A 16721-nucleotide genomic window follows, 5' to 3' on the forward strand; every position below is an offset into this window, starting at 1 on the left:
AGTGAATCGAGATCAGTCATGACAATGCCGCGCGCCCTCCTGCTGCTGGTTATCTTCAACACCCTGGTGGTGATCGGCGGCACCATCTTCAACTACGCCACGCTCAAGTCTATGCAGAGCGGCCAGCCCGTGCTCGGTATTTCCGCCGACAACGCAGGCAGCGAAGAGCAGGAGACCCCGAGCGAATACCGCTTCTTCCCCATCGAGAAAGTCATCGTCAGCCTGCAGGGCGAGACCCGCGAACATTACTTCGTCCTGGACCTGGTGCTGCAGGCCGATCTGGAAACCGATCCTAAGAAGCTCGAGCAGATCGATCCCATGGTGCGTAATTCGGTGGTGGCGTATCTGTCCTCGATGACCTTCGAGAAGTTGCGCGGCATGCCCATTCCCGAGCTGCAGGGCGCCCTGGAACGGGTGCTGTCAGATGATTTCGCCAGCAAGAAGCTGGCGATGCCCTTCGCCAACGTGTTGGTCAGCAAGCTGATCGTCCAGTAGGGCGCTGCACGCGACTGCGCTGGAACCGGAGCCGAATATCCATGAACGCCAACTGCGCCATCGACTACCGCTACGCCGCTGAACAGGGCGGTGCCGCGCTGTTCGCCCCAGGGGCCGAGCAGAAGTGGCTGTTGCAGTACCTGCCGCTGGTCAAGCGCATCGTCAGCCAGCTGGCGCTGCAGGCCAACCAGGTGCTCGACCGCGAGGACATGGAGCAGATCGGTCTGATGGGGCTGCTCGAATGCCTGCGTCGCTACGGTACGCCGGACGAGCAGTTCGGGCGTTTCGCCGCGTTGCGCATACGTGGCGCGATCCTCGATGAACTGCGTCGCCAGGACTGGCGGCCGCGTCAGGTGCGTCAGCAGACGCACAAGATCCGCGATGCCATTCGCCAGCTGGCTCGGCAACTGGGGCGTGTGCCGCAGGAGGAGGAGATTCTTCAGGCGGCCGGGATAAACGCCAAGGAATACCAGGAGTTTCTCCAGGCCGACGCCTGCGAAGCCATCGAAAGCCTCGATGAACTGCTGCAGAACGGCCATGAGGGCTTCGCCTGTGGCGGCAGCGCGGTCGAAGAGCGGGTGCTCAAGGAGCGTTTGCTGACCCAGGCGCTGAGCCAGCTCAGCGAACGCGAGCGTCTGGTGCTGACCCTTTACTACCAACACGAGCTGAGCCTCAAGGAAATCGCCCTGGTGCTGGAGCTGAGCGACGCGCGCGTCTGCCAGTTGAGCAAGCAGGCGATTGCCAAGGCCAGCCGTTACCTGAACGAGAGAGGCTAGGGTGCAGAAGTTATTAGGTGCATTGATCATCGTCGCCTGCGTGCTCGGAGGCTACGTCATGGCCCATGGCGAGCTGGCGATGCTCTGGCAGCCGGCCGAAGTGATCATCATCGTCGGCGCCGGTTTTGGCGCGCTGGTGGTGGCCAACCCCAAGGACGTGCTGCTGGAGATGCTGCACCAGATCAAGGGTGTGTTCGTCTACAAGAAGCGTGGCGAGGAGTTCCAGCGCCAACTGCTGATGATGCTCTATGAACTGCTGGAAATGGTCGACGTGGGCGGCCTCAAGGTACTCGATGCGCATATCGAGGAGCCGGAGCAGAGCGACCTGTTCGCCAAGTACCCGCTGATCCGTCAGGAGAAGAACCTGATGGCCTTCATCGCCGACAACTTCCGTCTGATGGCCATGGGCAAGATCAGCGCGCATGAACTGGAAGGCTTCCTCGAGCAGGAGCTGGAGGCCATGGAGCACGTGCTGATGCAGCCTTCGCGCTCGCTGCACAAGATCGGCGAGGCCATGCCGGGCTTCGGCATCCTCGCGGCGATCCTCGGTATCGTCATCACCATGGGCAACATCGGCGGCTCGGTGGCCGAGATCGGTGCCCACGTGGCGGCGGCACTGGTCGGCACCTTCCTCGGCATCTTCATGTGCTATTGCGTGATGGAGCCGTTGTCGAGTGCGATGGGCCAGCGCATCAAGACCGAGATGTCTGCGCTTGAGTGCGTGCGTACCACCCTGGTCGCCCACGTCGCCGGCAAGCCTACGCTGCTGGCGGTGGATGCCGGGCGCAAGCTGATCGAGCAGGACGTCAAACCGGCGTTCAAGCAGCTGGAAATCTGGGTCAACCGTTACGAAGATGAAAGGGATGCCGCATGAAACCGCGCGGCGGTGACGGCCACGAAATCATCATCAAGCGGCGTGGCAAGAAGGGCGGCCACGACGAGCATGGCGGTGCCTGGAAGGTGGCCTTCGCCGATTTCACCATGGCCATGATGGCGCTGTTCATGGTGCTGTGGATCATCCAGCCGCAGACCCAGGACGCCAGCCGCGCCAACGCCGACATGCTGAACAATCCGCTGGTCGATGGTGGTGCCGGCATCTTCGATGGCACCAGCACCACGCCGCTGGATCTCGATGGTGTGCCGGTGCAGGTCGCCCCGCGCCGCGATCCAGAGAATCGCGCGCGCACGCCCCAGGAAGATCCCGGTGCGGCCCTGGGCGAGGGGCTGCCGGGGGAGCCGCGTCGACCGCATTTCGCCGAGCCGCTGCAGATGCAGGAGCTGGCCAAACTGATGAAAGAGCTGGCCCTGCAGCTGGATGCCGAGGCCAACATCGAAGTGCAGGTGGTACCGCAGGGCTTGCGCATCCTGATCAAGGACGATGCGCAGCGTTTCATGTTCAACCGCGGCAGCTCCCACCTGAATCCACACTTCGAAACCCTGCTGCGGCGTCTCGCCGGCATTCTGGGGCGTGTGGAAAACCATCTGATCATCAGCGGCCACACCGACTCCATGCCCTATCGTGGCGTGGTCGGTGGCTACAACAACTGGAACCTCTCCGGCGACCGTGCGCTGCGTGCGCGCAACGTGCTGGTCGAGGCGGGCCTGCCGACCGGCAACGTGCTGCAGGTTGCCGCGCAGGCAGACGGCATGCCGCTGCTGCCGAACGATCCGGAGAATGGGGCCAATCGCCGTATCGAGCTGCTGTTGCTTACCAGCCAGGCCGAAGGCCTGTATCGCGAGTTGTTCGGCGAGGCTCAGGTGCGGGCGGAGGTCCGTGCCGAAGGCGTGAAGCTCAGCGTGCCGGAATCCTGAGCGATGAGGTCTCTTGGTCTACGGATTGCGGACCTGGCAGTAGACCTGTCGGGTCTCCAGCGCATAAAGGCAGCCGTCGAGACTGGTCAGGCGAATGGTCGAGCCCTTGTGGCGGCCGTAGAGCAGATTGAACACCAGTTCGTCGTCGATCTCGCTGGCCAGCCCGGTGACCTGGCCGTCCTCGACGCGCAGGCGGTAGTTACCGAGGAAGCCATAGTCGACCACGCCCGAGGTCTCCAGAATACTGGCGCCCTGACGGGTCATGGCATAGAAGCGGCCGTTGCTTACCTGCAGACTGTGGCTGATGTCCAGCACCTGCCCATTGCTCAACTGCACCTGGCCGGTGGACCGATAGCGACCATCGAGTTCGGCGCTGGATATGAAGCTCAACCACAGGGCCAGCATGCCCAGGAGCATGCCCACGGCCGTGACGAACATGATCAGCAACCAGCCGCCGCTGATCCCGCACTGCTTGCTCTTGCTCATGGCAGACACCTGCTCAGCTGGGTGTCGGCGACCTGATCCAGTTGGCTTTCGTGCATCATCAGCGAGCGAGCGCCGCCGTTGGGCTGCAGGCACAGCAGCTCATAGAAACCGCTATGCAGGCGTAGCACCAGGGTTGCCGGTTTGCTGGCCAGCACCGCAAGCCGGCTGGTCAGCCCGTGTGTTTGCAAAATCAGCTGCTGCAGGCGCTGCGAGTCATGATCGATGTAGTGGACGTGTAGCGAGCCCAGGTTCATTTCGCTGCTGAGCAGGTCCTTGGGCTGGCTGATGTGATACAGCGCCGCGAACAAGGTGAGACCGATGATGCTGAAAATGCTCAGCAGGATCAGCCAGGATGTTCGTTGGCGACTATGGCGCTGTAGAAAGGCGGGTTGCGCTGCCGGTGTATCTAGCGTTTCGCTGACGGTGCCAGTGTCGTCGATGCTTGGCGGCTCGACCAGGTAGTTGGGGTTGAGCAGATAGCCGCGGCGCGGCAGGGTCTGGATGATTTCCCGGTTTTTCTCGTCGCCCAGTATCTGGCGCAGGGTGTAGATCTGCTGGTTGAGGCTGCCCTGGCCTACGACCCGGTCTGCCCAGGCGTGGTTCATCAGCTCTTCGCGCGATACCACATCGCCGGGTTCCTGCAGCAGGCGCTCGAGCAGGCGGCTGCCGGAGTAGCCCAGGTCGATCTTCTCCTCGATGCCGTCCTTGACCAAGGTCAGCTGATAGAGCGCGGGATAGAAATGTGCGTAACAGTCAGGCCGCCCGGTCCTGATGATCAGGCAGGTGATGTTGCTTCCCGGCTCGCTGGCCAAAGTCTCCGTGCTGGTATTCATACGGTCCTAGAGATGAGCGGAACTTCCGAGCGGGGAATTTTCTGAGGAGCAAACGGTCGGCATTCTGGCGTCATGAAATCGGAGTGGCAAGTCTTGTGCCAACCAGCGCCTGCTTCGCGAGGGCAGTCTGCCAAGGAAATACCTGTCAGTTCGCCGCTGAAGTAAAGCAGATTGCCGAGAATCGCCAGACGACGAACATCATGTCATCGCTTCGTGACGGTTGAAAAACGTGACGGCGGGGGGAGTTTTGCGGGAATGAGAAACGCCCCGGCGATGCGGGGCGTAAGAGGGGGGCGCAATCCGTTGCGCCTGGATGACGCGAGATCAGCCCAGCAGGGACATGACCATGCCGGGCATCTGGCCGGCTTGTTTGAGCATGGAGATGCCGGACTGCATCAGCATGCTGTTCTTGGTCATGTTGGCGCTTTCCTTGGCGAAGTCGGCGTCCATGATGCGCCCCTTGGCCATGTCGGTGTTGTCCTTCATGTTGGCCAGGTTGTTGGCGGTGTGGTTCAGGCGATTGATGTTGGCACCGAAGCTGGCACGCAGCGCGCCGATGTCGTCCAGTGCGTCGCTCAGGGTGTCGATCATCGCGTTGGCGTTGGTGTTGACCGCAGTGGTCGGATCCTGAGTGGTGGCCAACTCGGTACCCGGGGTGCCGGCGGTGGTGTAGGTATCGGAAATCGCCGCCAGGGAGGTGCCCAGAGCGGTCAGTTTGCCGCTGACGTCCAGTTCCAGGGTCTCGGCGGAGCTGGAGCCGATCTGGAAGTTCACCGCAGCGGACAGCTTGCCGTTGGAGCCGTCGACGGTGGTGCCGTTACTGAACAGATTCTCGCCAGCGTACTTGGTGTTCTTGACGATGTTGGCCATTTCCTTGCCGAGTTCGTCGTACTCGTTCTGCAGAGCGATCAGGTCAGCGCCGCTGTTGGTGGCGTTGGAAGCCTGAGTGGCCAGATCCTTCATGCGCTGGACGATGTCGGTCATCTCGCTGAAGGCGCCTTCGGCGGTCTGCAGCAGGGAGATGGCATCGCCGGTGTTGCGCATGGCCACGTCCATGCCGCGCGACTGGGCGTTGAGACGGGTGGCGATCTGCAGGCCGGCGGCATCGTCGGCGGCGCTGTTGATGCGCAGGCCGGTGCCCAGGCGCTGTTGGTTGGTGCCCAGGGCGTTGTTGGTCTTGCCCAGGTTGGTCTGGGTTACCAGCGAGGAGTAGTTGGTATGAATCGAGAGAGCCATGATCGTAATCCTTCGTGCGTGAACGCCTGGAAGCGGTGCTGTAGTAACAGGGCGACCGTCTTGGTGAATGCCTTAAGGGCGCAGGCGTTCAATCGTGAAATGGGAGTGGCGCAGTCCCTTGCGCCGTCGCGGCTTGTGATCAGCCCAGCAGGGACATGACCATGCCGGGCATCTGGCCGGCTTGCTTGAGCATGGAGATGCCGGACTGCATCAGCATGCTGTTCTTGGTCATGTTGGCGCTTTCCTTGGCGAAGTCGGCGTCCATGATGCGCCCCTTGGCCATGTCGGTGTTGTCCTTCATGTTGGCCAGGTTGTTGGCGGTGTGGTTCAGGCGATTGATGTTGGCACCGAAACTGGCACGCATCGCACCGACATCGTCCAGCGCGCCTTCCAGCGCGGTCATCGCGGCACCGGCGTTGGCTGCAGTGTCGAGGGTCAGGGCGGCCACGTCGGTATTGAGCGTGGTGTCCAGGGTGCCCAGATCGGTGCTGACGTCGAAGCTCAGGGTTTCTGCCGAGCTGGAGCCAATTTGGAAGCTGACCGCGGCGGCGAGCTTGCCGGTGAACAGGTTTTCGCCTGCGTATTTGGTGTTGTTGAAGATGTTGGTGATTTCTTTTGCCAGCTCGTCGAATTCCGACTGCAGGGAGGTGCGGTCGTCAGCGGAGTTGGTGTCGTTCGCGGCCTGGGTGGCCAGGTCCTTCATGCGCTGCAGGATGTCGGTGGTTTCGTTGAACGCACCTTCAGCGGTTTGCAGCAGGGAGATGGCATCGCCGGTGTTGCGCATGGCCACGTCCATGCCGCGCGACTGGGCGTTGAGGCGGGTGGCGATCTGCAGGCCGGCGGCATCGTCGGCGGCGCTGTTGATGCGCAGGCCGGTGCCCAGGCGCTGTTGGTTGGTACCCAGAGCATTGTTGGTTTTGCCCAGGTTGGTCTGGGTTACCAGCGAGGAGTAGTTGGTATGAATCGAGAGAGCCATGATCGTAATCCTTCGTGCGTGAACGCCTGGAAGCGGTGCTGTAGTAACAGGGCGACCGTCTTGGTGAATGCCTTAAGGGCGCAGGTGTTCAATCGTGAAATGGGAGTGGCGCAATCCCTTGCGCTGTCGCGGCCTGTGATCAGCCCAGCAGGGACATGACCATGCCGGGCATCTGGCCGGCTTGCTTGAGCATGGAGATGCCGGACTGCATCAGCATGCTGTTCTTGGTCATGTTGGCGCTTTCCTTGGCGAAGTCGGCGTCCATGATGCGCCCCTTGGCCATGTCGGTGTTGTCCTTCATGTTGGCCAGGTTGTTGGCGGTGTGATTCAGGCGGTTGATGTTGGCGCCCAGCTGCGAACGCAGGGTGCCCACGGCGTCCAGAGCGGTTTCCAGCTCGTCCATGGCGCTACCGGCATTGGTGGCGTCATCGAGGGTCTCTGCCTTGATGGTAGTGATCGCACCGGTGACGGCGGTGAGGTTGGCGGTGGCGTTGAACGACAAGGTTTCGGCGCTGCTGGAGCCGATCTGAAAGGTCATTGCAGCGGTCAGCTTGCCACCGGCCGCGAACAGGGCTTCGCCTGCGTACTTGGTGTTGCTGATGATGTTGGTCAGCTCGTTGCCCAGTTCGTCGTACTCGGCCTTCAGCGAAGTACGGTCGTCGTCGCTGTTGGTGTCGTTCGCGGCTTGAGTGGCCAGGTCCTTCATGCGTTGCATGATGTCGGTCATCTCGCTGAAGGCGCCTTCGGCGGTTTGCAGCAGGGAGATGGAGTCACCGGTGTTGCGCATGGCCACGTCCATGCCGCGCGACTGAGCGTTGAGGCGGGTGGCGATCTGCAGGCCGGCGGCGTCATCGGCGGCGCTGTTGATGCGCAGACCGGTGCCCAGGCGCTGTTGGTTGGTGCCCAGGGCGTTGTTGGTTTTGCCCAGGTTGGTCTGAGTGACCAGGGAGGAGTAGTTGGTGTGAATCGACAAGGCCATGATCGTAATCCTTCGTGCGGTGAGCGCGGAATGAAGCTGGCTGTGATTGCCTGCTGAAGGTGAAGGGCGACCGGCCTTTGACACTGATTAAATGGCGCGGATGTTTTTCCTGGGCTGCGGTGGAGTTTTGGTACGGGCCTTGGCCATTCGTTGAAAAATGTGGGTGCGGCGGTGGGGGCGGGGCAGTAATGAAAACGGCGACCCGAAGGTCGCCGTTGTCGTATTGCCAGGGCTGGATCAGCCGATTTCGATCATCTCGAAATCCATCTTGCCGACGCCGCAGTCGGGGCACAGCCAGTCTTCCGGCACGTCTTCCCAGCGGGTGCCGGGGGCGATGCCGTCATCCGGCCAGCCCTGGCTCTCGTCGTAAATCAGTCCACAGACCACGCATTGCCACTTCTTCATATCGACCTCGGGTGAATCTCACGGTGCCGGCACGCTACCGCAATTGCACGGATGCGCCAAGCCGGCTGGCGGCAATCGTCGCCAGCCGGGGGCCAACCAAAGTCGGGTCGTGCGATAGACGACCCGTGTCGCGTTAGCGAGCGGCCATCAGCGGGTCGGTCAGCGCCATGCCATACATCGTCACCAGCGCGATCACGCCGGCTACGGCCAGGTAGTACAGCGTCGGCAGAATGGTCTTGCGCAGGGTGATGCCTTCGCGCCCGAGCAGGCCGACGGTCGCCGAAGCCGCCACCACGTTGTGAATGGCGATCATGTTGCCCGCCGCTGCACCGACCGACTGCACTGCCACCATCATCGCCCCGGACACGCCGATCAGCTCGGCTGCATTGAGCTGGAACTGCGACAGCATCAGGTTGGACACAGTGTTGGAGCCGGCGATGAAGGCGCCCAGTGCGCCCACGGCCGGTGCGAAGAACGGATACACGCCACCAACGCTGTCGGCCACCAGTTGCGCCATGGCCACCGGCATCGACACCAGGTCGCTGCCGTTGACCCCGGAGTTGATCAGGATACGCACCATGGGGATGGTGAAGATCAGCACGAAGCCCGCACCGAGCAGGGTCTTGCTCGACTCGCCCACCGCCGCCTTCAGTTCGGAGAAGCGCATGCGATGCAGGAAGAAGGTCACCAGCACCACCATGCACAGGATGCCACCCGGCAGGTACAGCGGCTCGATGGTGCCGGACACGCCGGTCTCACCGAGGATGTCCTTCCAGCCGAAGGTAAAGCTCATCAGTGCCGCTTTCACCTCGGGGAAGGTGCGCGAGATCACCAGGAACACCGCCAGCAGCAGGTAGGGCGCCCACGCCATGGGTACCGAAATCGGCGCCTTGCCGGCCACCTCTTCCAGTTTCATTTCGATCTTGCCCATCCAGTCGGACGGCCAGTCCTTGGCATCGGCGAAGTCCCAGGTGTCCTTGGGCAGCAGAAAGCCGGCCTTGGCTGCCGGTACCACGATGGCCAGGCCGACCAGGGCGCCGATCATCGAGGGGAATTCCGGGCCGAGGAACACGCCGGCCGCCATGTACGGCAGGGAGAAGGCGAAGGCGGTGAAGATAGCGAACGGCGCGATGGCCAGGCCTTCCTTCCAGCTCTGATTCTTGCCGAAGAAGCGGGTCATGATCATCACCATGATCAGCGGCATCAGCAGGCCGATCAGGCCGTGGGTGATGGCCACGCGTGAATAGATCAGGTGGAAGAAGGTTTCCCAAGTGCTGCCGGTAGCCGCCAATTGCTCGGTGATGCCGGTTCTGTCCAGACCGGCGCCGACGCCCACCAGGATCGGCGTACCCACCGCACCGAACGACACCGGTGTGGATTGCACCATCATCCCCAGTACCACCGCAGCCAGTGCCGGGAAGCCCAGTGCCACCAGCAGCGGTGCGGCCACTGCGGCCGGGGTGCCGAAGCCGGAGGCGCCCTCGATGAAGCAGCCAAACAGCCAGGCGACGATCAGCGCCTGCACGCGGCGGTCCGGGCTGATGTTGGAGAAACCCCGGCGAATCGCCGCGATGCCACCAGAGTGCTTGAGGGTGTTCAGCAGCAGGATAGCGCCGAAGATGATCCACAGGATCGAGGCCGTGAGAATCAGCCCCTGCAAGCTGGAGGCAATGACCCGGTTGAGGGACATGTCCCAGGCCAGCAGGCCGATCAGGGCGGTGAGGACGAACACCAGCGGCATCGCGTACTTGGCCGGCCAGCGAAAGCCGATCAGCAGTACACCCGCCAGTACCAGTGGCACGAAGGCCAGGATGGACAGCAGCGTTTGACTCATGGGTTGGTTCCTTCTTTTTCTTGTGAACCACAGTTTTCCGGGGATACCCGGCGCCACGCATCTGGAAGAGCCGGGCACTACGGCGCCGGCCTTTCCGCGAGCCGCGACGGCAGGGATCACCCATCGCCGCGCTCATGCTCGAAAGCCCCGACGGCTAGAAACCGTCAGGGCTTGTTACTGCTCAGTGGGAGGGGCTTTAGCCGCGAGCTTTTTGTAGTTGGTTTGTCGCGGCTAAAGCCCCTCCCACATTACTTAGGCCTCCTGCTTGAAACGCAGTCGCCAGGCATGCAGCAGCGGCTCGGTATAGCCGGACGGCTGCTCGCGGCCCTTGAACACCAAGTCACTGGCAGCGCGGAAGGCATGGGACTGCTCGAAGTTCGGCGCCATCGGGCGGTAGGCCGGATCGCCGGCGTTCTGCCCGTCGACCACGCGGGCCATGCGCTGCAGCGTCTCGCGCACCTGGGCCTCGCTGACCACACCGTGGTGCAGCCAGTTGGCGATATGTTGGGCGGAGATGCGCAGGGTGGCGCGGTCTTCCATCAGGCCGACGTTGTGGATGTCCGGCACCTTGGAGCAGCCGACACCCTGCTCGACCCAGCGCACCACGTAACCGAGGATGCCCTGGCAGTTGTTGTCCAGCTCCTGCTGGATATCGCTGGCGCTCCACGGCCGCTCGGCGCTGACCGGCACGCTGAGCAGATCGTTGAGCAGGCTGTCGCGCTGGCTGGCCAGGTCGATCAACTCCAGCTCGCTCTGCACCGCCTGCACGTCGATCTGGTGATAGTGCAGGGCGTGCAGCACGGCTGCGGTCGGCGACGGCACCCAGGCGGTGTTGGCGCCGGCTTTCGGGTGGCCGATCTTCTGTTCGAGCATGGCGGCCATCAGATCCGGCATGGCCCACATGCCCTTGCCGATCTGCGCCTTGCCGCGCAGGCCGCAGGCCAGGCCTACCAGCACGTTGTTACGCTCGTAGGCCTGAATCCAGGCACTGGATTTCATGTCGCCCTTGCGCAGCATCGCGCCGGCTTCCATGGCGGTGTGCATCTCGTCGCCGGTGCGGTCGAGAAAGCCGGTGTTGATGAAGGCCACGCGCGCGCTGGCGGCCTCGATGCAGGCCTTGAGGTTGACGCTGGTGCGCCGCTCCTCGTCCATGATGCCCATTTTCAGGGTATTGGCCGGCATGCCCAGCAGTTGCTCGACGCGACCGAACAGTTCGTTGGCGAAGGCCACTTCGAACGGCCCGTGCATCTTCGGTTTGACGATATAGACGCTGCCGGTGCGCGAGTTACCGCGGCGCTTGAGGTCATGCAGGGCGATCAGGCTAGTGACCACCGCATCGAGGATGCCCTCGGGAATTTCCAAGCCTTCACCGTCGATGATCGCCGGGTTGCTCATCAGGTGGCCGACGTTGCGGATGAACAGCAATGAACGACCGTGCAGGGTCAGTTCGCCGCCATCGGCTGCGGTGTAGACGCGATCCGCATTGAGACGGCGGGTGATGCGCTTGCCGCCCTTGTCCAGGTCCTCGGCCAGGTCACCCTTCATCAGGCCCAGCCAGTTGCGGTAGACCACCACCTTGTCGGCGGCGTCGACGGCAGCCACGGAGTCCTCGCAGTCCATGATGGTCGACAGCGCCGCCTCCATCAGCACGTCCTTCACTCCGGCGGCGTCGGTACGGCCGATGGGGCTACCCGCGTCGATCTGGATCTCGAAGTGCAGGCCGTTGTTCTTCAGCAGCACGGCGCTCGGCGTGGCAGCCTCGCCCTGGAAACCGACGAACTTCTCCGGTTGCGCCAGCGAAGTCTGCGCGCCGCTGCTCAGGGTTACCTGCAGTTGGCCGGCGACCACGGCATAGGCACTGGCATCTGCGTGCGAGCCCTGGGCCAGTGGGGCGGCCTGGTCGAGGAATGAGCGGGCGAAGGCGATCACCTTGGCGCCGCGCACTTCGTTATAGCCTGGGCCTTTGCTGGCGCCACCTTCTTCGCTGATGGCATCGGTGCCGTATAGGGCGTCATACAACGAGCCCCAACGGGCGTTGGCGGCGTTCAGCGCATAACGCGCATTCATCACCGGCACGACCAGCTGTGGGCCGGCCTGGGTGGCGATCTCGCTGTCGACATTGGCGGTGGTCGCCTTGACCTGCTCCGGCTGCGGCAGCAGATAGCCGATGGAGCCGAGGAAGGCGCGGTAGGCGTTCATGTCAGTGATCGGCCCGGGGTTGGCGCGGTGCCAGCTATCCAGCTCGCTCTGCAGGCGGTCACGCTCGGCCAGCAACGCACGATTGCGTGGCGCCAGGTCGTGCACCAGCGCATCGAAACCGCTCCAGAAGGCATTGGCTTCGACACCGCTGCCGGGCAGCACCTCGCTTTCGATGAATTGCTTGAGCTCGGCGGCCACTTGCAGGCGCTGACATTGCACGCGTTCGGTCATGTTGCTGTTCTCCTGTCTAATCGCTTGCTAGAGGGGCCAGTCGTTGTCTGTTGGAACCCTCTTCCGTCACTTCGTGACACCTTCTCCCAGAGGGAGAAGGTCATCAGTTGGCGGCTGCGCCGCATGTTTAAAGGGCCGCAATACCCGCCTTGGCCACTTGCGCATCCTGTTCGGCCTTGACCCCGGACACGCCGACGGCACCGACCACCTGGCCGTCCACCAGCACGGGTACACCGCCCTCCAGCGAGGTGATCAGTGGCGCGCTGACGAAGGCGGTGCGACCGCCGTTGACCATGTCCTCGTAGCCCTTAGTTTCGCGGCGGCCGATGGCGGCGCTGCGAGCCTTCTCGGTGGCGATGTAGGCGCCGATGGGTGCACAGCCATCGAGGCGCTCCAGGGCCAGCGGATGACCGCCGTCGTCGACCACGGCGATGGCCACGGCCCAGCCCTGTTGCTGCGCTTCGCTGCGGGCCGCCTGGAGGATCTGGCTGGCTTCGCTCTGGCTGAGTACGGCTTTATGTTGCATGGCATACCTCGTGTTCTTGGTTTTTCTCCCTTCTCCCGTAAATGGGAGGAGGGCTGGGGGAGAGGGTTCAGGCTTTCAGCCCATCGCCTCCTCGACGATCTCGATCCAATGGCGCACCGGCGTACGCCCGGCGCCGTCCAGGTGGGTCTGGCAGCCGATATTGGCGGTGACGATGGCATCCGGTTTGCCGCTTTCCAGGGCGTTCAACTTGTTATCGCGAAGCTGCCGCGACAGCTCCGGCTGGGTCAGCGAATAGGTGCCGGCCGAGCCGCAGCACAGATGGCTATCCGGCACGGCGGTCAGGCCAAAGCCGAGGCGCGTCAGTACGCCTTCCACCGCGCCGCCGAGCTTCTGCGCATGCTGCAGGGTGCAGGGGCAATGGAAGGCCAGGCGCTGCTCGGCACGTACCTGCAGCTGTTCCAGGGCCTCGCCCTGCAGCACCTCGACCAGATCCTTGGCCAGGGCGCTGACCCGCGCTGCCTTGCTCGCATAAGCCGGGTCGCTGGCGAGCAGGTGGCCGTAATCCTTGACGAAGGCGCCGCAGCCGCTGGCAGTCTGCACGATGGCCTCGGCACCGGCTTCGATGGTTGGCCACCAGGCGTCGATGTTCTGCCGGGCGCGTTGTACCCCGGCTTCCTGGGCGTTGAGGTGATAGTCCACGGCGCCGCAGCAGCCGGCTTCGCGGATCGGCGTGACGCTGATGCCGAGGCGATCCAGCACGCGTGCGCTGGCGGCATTGGTGTTGGGCGACAGCCCCGGTTGCACGCAGCCTTCGAGCATCAGCACGCGGCGTGTGTGCTGCGTGGTCGGGCGCGGCTTGGCCGGGCGAATCTCGCGCGGCAGCTTGGCCTTGAGTGCGGCCGGCAGCAGCGGGCGCAGGGCCAGACCGGTCTGGGTCAGCGCCTTGAACAGTGCCGGGCGCGGCACCACGGTGCGCAGGCCCTGGCGCAGCAGGCGCTCGTTCAGCGGTCGAGCTACCTGGCTTTCGGCGACTTCGCGGCCAATATCCAGCAGGTTGTGGTACTGCACACCGGACGGGCAGGTGGTTTCGCAGTTGCGGCAGGTCAGGCAGCGGTCCAGGTGCTCCTGGGTCTTGGCTGTGACTTCGTTACCTTCGAGCATCTGCTTGATCAGGTAGATACGCCCGCGCGGGCCGTCCAGCTCGTCGCCGAGCAGCTGGTAGGTCGGGCACGTGGCGTTGCAGAAGCCGCAGTGTACGCAGGAGCGCAGAATGCGTTCGGCTTCCTCGGCGCGCGGCAGGCGCTTGGCCTGTTCACTCAAATTGGTCTGCACGTCTTATACCTCGGCGTACATGCGGCCAGGGTTGAAGATGCCCTGGGGGTCGAGCTGGTTTTTCAGCTGGCGCTGGTAGCGCAGCAGCGGTGCAGCCAGCGGCTGGAAAGGTTGTGCCTGGCCGGCAGCGAAGCAGGTGGCGTGGCCGCCGAGCTTGGCCGTGACGCGCTGGATCAGCTCACCGTCGGCGTCGGTCTTGAGCCAGCGCTGCGCGCCGCCCCAGTCGATCAGCTGGCGGCCGGGCACATCGAGAATGCCGCTGTTGGCCGGCAGCGACAGGCGCCACAGCGTGCCGCTGGCGCTGAAGAACGGCAGGCGCTGTTCGCGCAGCTCATGCCAGTAGCCGTTGTCGATCTCCTCGCCACCGAGGCGTTGGCGCGCGGCCTGAACCGAGCCTTCGCCGCCTTCCAGGCGCAGGTGCAGCGCAGCACCGTCATGGCTGGCGGCGCTGATCGGCAATGGCTGCTGGCCCCATTCGGCGAGTTTGTTCAGGGCATGCAGGGCGTCCACTTCCAGGCGCAAGCTGAGCACCTGGCGCGGTTTGGGCAGCACCTTGATCGACACCTCGGCGAGCAGGCCGAGGCAGCCGAAGCTGCCGGCCATCAGGCGTGACAGGTCGTAGCCGGCGACGTTCTTCATCACCTCGCCGCCGAAGCGCAGCAGCTTGCCCTGGCCGGTGATCACCCGAGTGCCGAGCACCTGATCACGCACCGAGCCGGCCCAGGGGCGGCGCGGGCCGGACAGCCCGGCGGCAACCATGCCGCCCAGGGTGGCGCCATCGCCCAGATGCGGCGGTTCGCACGGCAACATCTGGTTGTTCGCCTCCAGCGCGGCCTCGATCTCGGCCAGCGGCGTGCCGGCGCGGGCACTGAGCACCAGTTCGGTGGGGTCGTAGTTGACGATCCCGCGATGCTGGCGGGTGTCCAGCACTTCACCCGGGGTGGCGCGACCCAGATGGGCCTTGCTGCCGCTGCCCTGGATGCGCAGCGGCGTGGCGCTGTTGAGCGCGTGGTTGACCTGTTCCAGCAGCGCGGCGCTGGCATCGAAATCATGCTGCATCAGAAGCGCTCCAGTTCCGGGAAGGGCAGTTGGCCGTGGTGCACGTGCATGGCGCCGAACTCGGCGCAGCGGTGCAGGGTGGGGATGTTCTTGCCCGGATTGAGCAGGCCGCTGGGGTCGAACGCCGCCTTCACCGCGTGGAACAGAGTGATCTCGTCGCTGTTGAACTGTGCGCACATCTGGTTGATCTTCTCGCGGCCGACGCCGTGTTCGCCGGTGATGCTGCCGCCGACCTTGACGCAGAGTTCGAGGATCTTGCCGCCGATGGCTTCGGCGCGCTCCAGTTCGCCAGGCACGTTGGCATCGAAGAGGATCAGCGGGTGCATGTTGCCGTCGCCGGCATGGAACACGTTGGCCACGCGCAGGCCGTACTCCTCGGACAGCTCGGCGATGCCGCGCAAAACACCGGGCAGCTCGCGGCGCGGGATGGTGCCGTCCATGCAGTAGTAGTCCGGCGAGATGCGCCCGACTGCGGGGAAGGCGTTCTTGCGTCCGGCCCAGAATTTCACCCGCTCGGCTTCGTCGCGGGCCAGGCGCACGTCGGTGGCGCCGGCCTTTTCCAGCACCTCACGCACGCGCTCGCAGTCGTCGGCGACGTCGGCCTCCACTCCGTCCAGCTCGCAGAGCAGGATGGCTTCGGCCTCCACCGGGTAACCGGCGTGAATAAAGTCTTCGGCGGCGCGAATCGCCAGGTTGTCCATCATCTCCAGGCCGCCGGGGATGATGCCGGCGGCGATGATGTCACCCACGGCGAGGCCGGCCTTTTCCACCGAGTCGAAGGCCGCCAGCAGCACCTTGGCCACCTGCGGCTTGGGCAGCAGCTTGACCGTCACCTCGGTGACGATGCCGAGCATGCCTTCGGAGCCGGTGAACAGCGCCAGCAGGTCGAAGCCCGGCGCGTCCAGGGCATCGCTGCCGAGGGTCATGAACTCGCCTTCGACGGTGAGGATGTCCACCTTGAGCAGGTTGTGCACGGTCAGGCCGTACTTCAGGCAGTGCACGCCGCCGGCGTTCTCGGCGACGTTGCCGCCGATGGAACAGGCGATCTGCGAGGATGGGTCGGGGGCGTAATACAGGTCGAAGGGCGCGGCGGCCTGGGAGATCGCCAGGTTGCGCACGCCAGGTTGCACGCGGGCGAAGCGACCCTCGCGGTTGATCTCGAGAATCTGGTTGAAGCGCGCCATCACCAGCAGGATGCCCTGCTCCAGCGGCAGCGCGCCGCCGGACAGGCCGGTGCCGGCACCGCGGGCGACCACCGGCACGCCACGGGCGTGGCAGAGCTTGAGCAGCTGCTGCACCTGCTCGATGCGCTCGGGCAGCACCACCAGCATGGGCGTGGTGCGATAGGCGGACAGGCCATCGCACTCGTAAGGCTTGAGGTCTTCCTGGGTGTGCAGGATGTCGAGGTCGGGCAGGTGCTGGCGCAACTCGGTCAGCAGCGCGGCCTTGTCGACCTTGGGCAGTGCGCCGTCGACGCGCTCGTCGTACAGAATGCTCATGGCAGGCTCAATCGTGAACGTTGTTTTTATAAGCGGTCATCCCGCGACCATGGGCCGTATGTTTAGGCTGCCTAAATTTTTA

The 16721-nt window shown here is 64.0% G+C and carries 16 protein-coding genes; 4 read left to right on the top strand and 12 right to left on the bottom strand.

What is annotated here, in order from left to right; all coding sequences use genetic code 11:
- The first annotated feature begins 18 nt into the window (after positions 1 to 18).
- Genes EL191_RS01060 through EL191_RS01075 form a run of 4 tightly spaced genes read left to right on the top strand, consistent with a single transcriptional unit; the run spans position 19 to position 3083 of the window.
- On the top strand, positions 19 to 495 hold the full coding sequence (locus EL191_RS01060; RefSeq protein WP_017361135.1) for a flagellar basal body-associated FliL family protein: 477 nt from the start codon (positions 19 to 21) through the stop codon (positions 493 to 495).
- Between the two features lie 41 nt (positions 496 to 536).
- Positions 537 to 1271 (top strand): FliA/WhiG family RNA polymerase sigma factor, encoded by a 735-nt coding sequence (locus tag EL191_RS01065; protein ID WP_041975910.1) that lies wholly within the window; start codon positions 537 to 539, stop codon positions 1269 to 1271.
- A 1-nt stretch (position 1272) separates the two neighbouring features.
- Complete coding sequence (motA, locus tag EL191_RS01070) at positions 1273 to 2145, top strand: flagellar motor stator protein MotA (RefSeq protein WP_013713362.1); 873 nt, start codon at positions 1273 to 1275, stop codon at positions 2143 to 2145.
- Positions 2142 to 3083 (top strand): flagellar motor protein MotB, encoded by a 942-nt coding sequence (locus EL191_RS01075; RefSeq protein WP_013713363.1) that lies wholly within the window; start codon positions 2142 to 2144, stop codon positions 3081 to 3083. The genes motA and EL191_RS01075 overlap by 4 nt, the downstream gene beginning before the upstream one ends.
- Positions 3084 to 3101: 18 nt before the next feature.
- Here the strand turns inward: EL191_RS01075 and EL191_RS01080 are convergent, their stop codons facing one another.
- The 12 genes from EL191_RS01080 to glcD all read right to left on the bottom strand — a co-directional run bounded on the left by EL191_RS01080 (position 3102) and on the right by glcD (position 16639).
- Positions 3102 to 3569 carry a hypothetical protein gene (locus EL191_RS01080; RefSeq protein WP_041975912.1) on the bottom strand — a complete coding sequence of 156 codons (468 nt, stop codon included), beginning with the start codon at positions 3567 to 3569 and terminating at the stop codon, positions 3102 to 3104.
- Positions 3566 to 4402 (bottom strand): winged helix-turn-helix domain-containing protein, encoded by an 837-nt coding sequence (locus EL191_RS01085; RefSeq protein WP_013713365.1) that lies wholly within the window; start codon positions 4400 to 4402, stop codon positions 3566 to 3568. The genes EL191_RS01080 and EL191_RS01085 overlap by 4 nt, the downstream gene beginning before the upstream one ends.
- A 324-nt stretch (positions 4403 to 4726) precedes the next feature.
- The gene (gene lafA / locus EL191_RS01090; protein WP_041975915.1) at positions 4727 to 5638 is read right to left on the bottom strand and encodes a lateral flagellin LafA; all 912 of its coding nucleotides are present in this window, start codon (positions 5636 to 5638) and stop codon (positions 4727 to 4729) included.
- Positions 5639 to 5777: 139 nt separating this feature from the next.
- On the bottom strand, positions 5778 to 6614 hold the full coding sequence (lafA, locus tag EL191_RS01095; protein ID WP_041975917.1) for a lateral flagellin LafA: 837 nt from the start codon (positions 6612 to 6614) through the stop codon (positions 5778 to 5780).
- 139 nt (positions 6615 to 6753) lie between these two features.
- The gene (gene lafA / locus EL191_RS01100) at positions 6754 to 7593 is read right to left on the bottom strand and encodes a lateral flagellin LafA (RefSeq protein ID WP_013713366.1); all 840 of its coding nucleotides are present in this window, start codon (positions 7591 to 7593) and stop codon (positions 6754 to 6756) included.
- Positions 7594 to 7830: 237 nt separating this feature from the next.
- A complete protein-coding gene (locus tag EL191_RS01105) occupies positions 7831 to 7998 on the bottom strand; it encodes a rubredoxin (protein ID WP_003242223.1) in 168 nt (55 codons plus the stop codon).
- A gap of 133 nt (positions 7999 to 8131) precedes the next feature.
- On the bottom strand, positions 8132 to 9832 hold the full coding sequence (locus tag EL191_RS01110; RefSeq protein WP_013713367.1) for an L-lactate permease: 1701 nt from the start codon (positions 9830 to 9832) through the stop codon (positions 8132 to 8134).
- A 252-nt stretch (positions 9833 to 10084) separates the two neighbouring features.
- Positions 10085 to 12262, bottom strand: coding sequence for a malate synthase G (locus EL191_RS01115; RefSeq protein WP_041975921.1), 2178 nt, complete (start codon positions 12260 to 12262; stop codon positions 10085 to 10087).
- 127 nt (positions 12263 to 12389) lie between these two features.
- The gene (locus EL191_RS01120) at positions 12390 to 12788 is read right to left on the bottom strand and encodes a heme-binding protein (protein ID WP_041975923.1); all 399 of its coding nucleotides are present in this window, start codon (positions 12786 to 12788) and stop codon (positions 12390 to 12392) included.
- Positions 12789 to 12863: 75 nt separating this feature from the next.
- Complete coding sequence (gene glcF, locus EL191_RS01125; RefSeq protein ID WP_041975925.1) at positions 12864 to 14081, bottom strand: glycolate oxidase subunit GlcF; 1218 nt, start codon at positions 14079 to 14081, stop codon at positions 12864 to 12866.
- Positions 14082 to 14084: 3 nt separating this feature from the next.
- Positions 14085 to 15140 (bottom strand): glycolate oxidase subunit GlcE, encoded by a 1056-nt coding sequence (gene glcE / locus EL191_RS01130; protein WP_041975927.1) that lies wholly within the window; start codon positions 15138 to 15140, stop codon positions 14085 to 14087.
- On the bottom strand, positions 15140 to 16639 hold the full coding sequence (gene glcD, locus EL191_RS01135) for a glycolate oxidase subunit GlcD (RefSeq protein WP_041975929.1): 1500 nt from the start codon (positions 16637 to 16639) through the stop codon (positions 15140 to 15142). Before glcD ends, glcE begins: the two co-directional genes overlap by 1 nt.
- Between the last annotated feature and the right edge of the window lie 82 nt (positions 16640 to 16721).

This window comes from Pseudomonas mendocina, assembly GCF_900636545.1.
GTDB classification, from domain to species: domain Bacteria; phylum Pseudomonadota; class Gammaproteobacteria; order Pseudomonadales; family Pseudomonadaceae; genus Aquipseudomonas; species Aquipseudomonas mendocina.